4 protein-coding genes and 2 pseudogenes are annotated in these 4,641 nt (G+C 63.2%); all 6 read left to right on the top strand.

Features of this window, described 5'->3' with window-relative positions; all coding sequences use genetic code 11:
* Nucleotides 1-139 (top strand): annotated as a pseudogene (locus EN742_RS25050) (NADH-quinone oxidoreductase subunit C); the annotation flags it as partial.
* A gap of 34 nt (nucleotides 140-173) precedes the next feature.
* Nucleotides 174-506 (top strand): four helix bundle protein, encoded by a 333-nt coding sequence (locus EN742_RS25045; protein ID WP_126054020.1) that lies wholly within the window; start codon nucleotides 174-176, stop codon nucleotides 504-506.
* A gap of 107 nt (nucleotides 507-613) precedes the next feature.
* Complete coding sequence (locus tag EN742_RS25040) at nucleotides 614-1,804, top strand: NADH-quinone oxidoreductase subunit D (RefSeq protein ID WP_126054021.1); 1,191 nt, start codon at nucleotides 614-616, stop codon at nucleotides 1,802-1,804.
* Complete coding sequence (locus EN742_RS25035; RefSeq protein ID WP_126054022.1) at nucleotides 1,805-3,082, top strand: NADH-quinone oxidoreductase subunit E; 1,278 nt, start codon at nucleotides 1,805-1,807, stop codon at nucleotides 3,080-3,082.
* Between the two features lie 10 nt (nucleotides 3,083-3,092).
* Nucleotides 3,093-4,397: an NADH-quinone oxidoreductase subunit NuoF gene (gene nuoF / locus EN742_RS25030; protein WP_126054023.1), complete on the top strand. Its 1,305-nt coding sequence runs from the start codon at nucleotides 3,093-3,095 to the stop codon at nucleotides 4,395-4,397.
* Nucleotides 4,398-4,471: 74 nt separating this feature from the next.
* Nucleotides 4,472-4,641: pseudogene (locus EN742_RS39585) on the top strand (NADH-ubiquinone dehydrogenase); the annotation flags it as partial.

Genomic DNA, 4,641 nt, shown 5'->3' with positions numbered 1-4,641 from the left:
CGTACCGCACCTCGACGAAGCCATCCTCGTCATCTACGAGCCGGTCGAGCTCAAGCAGGAATTCCGCAATTTCGATTTCCTCTCCCCATGGGAAGGCACGGATTACGTGCTGCCGGGGGATGAAAAAGCCAAGCAGTGAGTAGGGAAGTAGTGAGTAGTCAGTAGGGAAGGAATTGGAAAAGCGGATCGAATCTTATCGCGACCTGATGGTGTGGCAATCGGCGATGGTTCTCGCCGAAGATTGTTACCGTGTCACCAAAGGTTTCCCGAAAGACGAGATTTATGGAATGACCTCTCAGATGCGTCGCTCGGCGGTATCTATCGCCGCCAACATCGCCGAGGGATATGGTCGCGAAAACAGAGGGTCGTTCGTTCAATTCCTGCGCATGGCGCAGGGTTCGTTGAAGGAACTCGAAACACACGTATTGCTGGCATGTCGTTTCGGCATGCTGGAAAAGCCAACGAGATTGAGCTGCTGCTGCGATGCGAAGAGATTGGGAAAATGATGCGATCTCTTATCGGACGGTGCAGGCAAAACAGGCGAATAAGTAGGCATTGAGATTGATGATCACTACTCACTACTCACTACTGACTCTTCGCCAGAGGCGCCAGAATGGCTGAAACCTCCGTCCGCAACTTCAACATCAATTTCGGACCGCAACATCCTGCGGCGCATGGCGTTTTGCGCCTGGTGCTGGAGCTGGACGGCGAGGTGGTCGACCGCGTCGATCCGCATATCGGGCTGCTGCATCGCGGCACCGAGAAGCTGATCGAGGCCAAGACCTATCTGCAGGCGGTACCCTATCTCGACCGGCTCGACTATTGCGCGCCGATGAACCAGGAGCACGCCTTCGCGCTCGCCGCCGAGCGGCTGCTCGGCATCGAGGTGCCGAAGCGCGGCCAGCTGATCCGGGTGCTCTATTCCGAGATGGGCCGCATCATGTCGCACATCCTCAATGTGACGACGCAGGCGATGGACGTCGGCGCGCTGACGCCGCCGCTGTGGGGCTTCGTCGAACGCGAAAAGCTGATGGTGTTTTACGAGCGCGCCTCGGGTTCGCGCATGCACGCGGCCTATTTCCGCCCCGGCGGCGTGCACCAGGACCTGCCGCAGAAGCTGGTCGAGGACATCGGCAAGTGGATCGATCCGTTCCTGAAGTCGATCGACGACCTCGATGCGCTGCTCACGCCAAACCGCATCTTCAAGCAGCGCAATGTCGATATCGGCACGGTGTCGCTGGCCGATGCCTGGGCCTGGGGCTTCTCCGGCGTGATGGTGCGCGGCTCGGGCGCTGCCTGGGACCTGCGCAAGTCGCAGCCCTATGAATGCTATTCCGAGATGGATTTCGACATCCCGATCGGCAAGAACGGCGACTGCTACGACCGCTATCTCGTGCGCATGGAAGAGATGCGCCAGTCGGCGAAGATCATGCGCCAGTGCGTCGACCTGCTGCTCGGCAAGGAAAGCAGCGGCCCGGTGTCCAACCTCGACGGCAAGGTGGTGCCGCCGAAGCGCCAGGCGATGAAGCGCTCGATGGAAGCGCTGATCCACCACTTCAAGCTCTACACCGAGGGCTACCGCGTACCTGCCGGCGAGGTCTATGCCGCCGTCGAGGCGCCGAAGGGCGAGTTCGGCGTCTATCTGGTCTCCGACGGCACCAACAAGCCCTACCGCTGCAAGCTGCGCGCGCCCGGCTTCGCGCATCTGCAGGCCATGGATTTCCTGTGCCGCGGCCACATGCTGGCCGACGTCACCGCCGTGCTGGGTTCGCTCGATATCGTGTTTGGTGAGGTCGATCGCTAAATGTCAGTCCGCCGTCTCGCAGATGCCAGCGTCCAGCCAGCTTCCTTCGCCTTCAACAGGGCGAATACGGCCGCGGCCAAGCAGTGGATCAAGAAATATCCGAAGGGCCGCGAGCAGTCGGCGATCATCCCGCTGTTGATGCTGGCGCAGGAGCAGGAAGGCTGGGTCACCAAGGCGGCGATTGAGACGATCTCCGACATGCTCGGCATGCCGCGCATCCGCGGGCTCGAGGTCGCGACCTTCTACACGCAGTACCAGCTCAACCCGGTCGGAACGCGCGCGCATATCCAGGTCTGCGGCACCACGCCCTGCATGCTGCGCGGCTCGGAAGGACTGATGGATGTCTGCCGCTCGAAGATCCACCACGACCAGTTCCACACCAACGACAAGGGCACGCTGTCGTGGGAGGAGGTCGAATGCCTCGGCGCCTGCGTCAACGCGCCGATGGTGATGATCTTCAAGGATACGTTCGAGGACCTGACGCCGGAGCGGCTGGCCGAGATCATCGACCTCTACGAAGGTGGCAAGGGCGCCTCGGTGACGCCTGGCCCGCAGAATGGCCGCACCGGCTCGGAGCCAGCCACCGGCCTGACGACGCTGAAGAGCGAGAAGGCGATCCTGAAGTCGACACGCGAGAAGGAAGCCAAGGCGGCGGCGAAGGCGGCCAAGGCCGCTCCCGACGCCATTATCGCAACGGAGGTGCCGGCGCCGGCTGCCCCCGTGGGCCCGTCGAAGGCCGGCAAGCCGAAGACCGATGCGCCCGAGACCAGCCCGGCGCTGAACACGCCTTCGCCGGTCAAGGTCGCGCTGGCCGTGGAAAAGGCGGCGAGCGTGTCGGCCCCGCGGCATTCGGCCGCCAATGCCAACAAGGCTTCGCCGGAAGTCGAGGGTGTCTCGAAGCAGCGCAGTGGTCCGAGGGCCAAGGCCGAGCCGGCTTCCGCCTTCAAGGCGCCGGAAGCCAAGCAGCCAGCCGTCAAGCAGGCAAAGCCTTCACTCGACGACAAGAACAGGCCCGCTGGCATAGAACGGCCCGTTGCGGTCGACGACCTCAAGCTGATCTCCGGCGTCGGTCCGAAGATCGAGGGCACGCTGCATTCGCTGGGCATCTACACCTTCGCGCAGGTCGCGTCGTGGAAGAAGGCCGAGCGCGACTGGGTGGACGCCTATCTCTCCTTCCATGGCCGCATCGAGCGCGACGACTGGGTCAAGCAGGCCAAGGCGCTCGCCAAGGGCGGGGTGGCCGAATATATCCGCGTCTTCGGCAAGAAGCCGGTCTGAGGGACGAACAATGCTTCAGGACAAAGACCGCATCTTCACCAACATATACGGCCTCTTCGACAAGTCGCTCAACGGAGCGATGGCGCGCGGCGCCTGGGACAACACGCCAGGCATCATCGCCAAGGGGCGCGACTGGATCGTCAACGAGATGAAGGCGTCGGGCCTGCGCGGACGCGGCGGCGCCGGCTTCCCGACCGGACTCAAGTGGTCGTTCATGCCCAAGCAGAGCGACGGCCGGCCGAGCTATCTGGTCATCAACGCCGACGAATCCGAGCCCGGCACCTGCAAGGACCGCGACATCCTGCGCAACGATCCGCACACGCTGGTCGAGGGCGCGCTGCTCGCTGGCTTCGCCATGGGCGCGATCGCCGCCTACATCTATGTGCGCGGCGAGTTCATCAGGGAGCGCGAAGCGCTGCAGCGGGCCATCGACGAGGCCTATGAGGCCAAGCTGATCGGCAAGAACAACACTTCCGGCTACGACTTCGACGTCTATATGCACCATGGCGCCGGTGCCTATATCTGCGGCGAGGAGACGGCTCTGCTCGAAAGCCTCGAAGGCAAGAAGGGCCAGCCGCGTCTGAAGCCGCCGTTCCCGGCCAATGTCGGCCTCTATGGCTGCCCGACGACGGTCAACAATGTCGAGTCGATCGCGGTCGCGCCAACCATCCTGCGCCGCGGCGCTGCCTGGTTCTCGTCCTTCGGCCGGCCGAACAATGTCGGCACCAAGCTGTTCTGCGTCTCCGGTCACGTCAACAACCCGTGCACCGTCGAAGAGGCGATGTCGATCCCGTTCCGCGAGCTGATCGACACGCATTGCGGCGGCATCCGCGGTGGCTGGGACAATCTTCTGGCGGTCATTCCGGGCGGCGCTTCGGTGCCGCTGGTGCCGGCCGAGCAGATCATCGACACGCCGATGGATTTCGACGCGTTGCGCGACTTGAAATCGGGCCTCGGCACGGCGGCTGTCATCGTCATGGACAAGTCGACCGATATCGTGAAGGCGATCGCCAGGCTTTCCTACTTCTACAAGCACGAAAGCTGCGGCCAGTGCACGCCGTGCCGCGAAGGCACCGGCTGGATGTGGCGGGTGATGGAGCGGCTGGTGCGCGGCGAGGCGCAGAAGCGCGAGATCGACATGCTGCTCGACGTCACCAAGCAGGTCGAGGGGCACACGATCTGCGCGCTGGGCGACGCGGCGGCATGGCCGATCCAGGGCCTGATGCGGCATTTCCGTGGCGAGGTGGAGCGCCGCATCGATGAGTTTTCGCGCAACGCGCACCGGGTGGAGCCGGTGATGGTGGCGGCGGAATAAGGTTGGAATTGCGGGCGAGAGCCCGGAACAGGAATAACGGGCGGGGCATACGAAGAAACGACCAGGAGCACTCGATGGCGCTGTATTCGATACCCTATGCACTGATGCCCGACATGGACCAGTTAGAGAAGATGAACCAGGATCTGACCAGGATGATGCCGAAGGAGATGGCCAGCGCCGTCAATCTCCTGGCGCATCCTGTCGCCGGTGTCGCCGCCATGTCGGCGATCAGCATCGGGCTGGC

The organism is Mesorhizobium sp. M4A.F.Ca.ET.020.02.1.1, from assembly GCF_004022645.1.
GTDB lineage: Bacteria > Pseudomonadota > Alphaproteobacteria > Rhizobiales > Rhizobiaceae > Mesorhizobium.
Note: the sequence above shows the minus strand (reverse complement) of the source record. Positions and strands in the feature narration are given on the sequence as shown.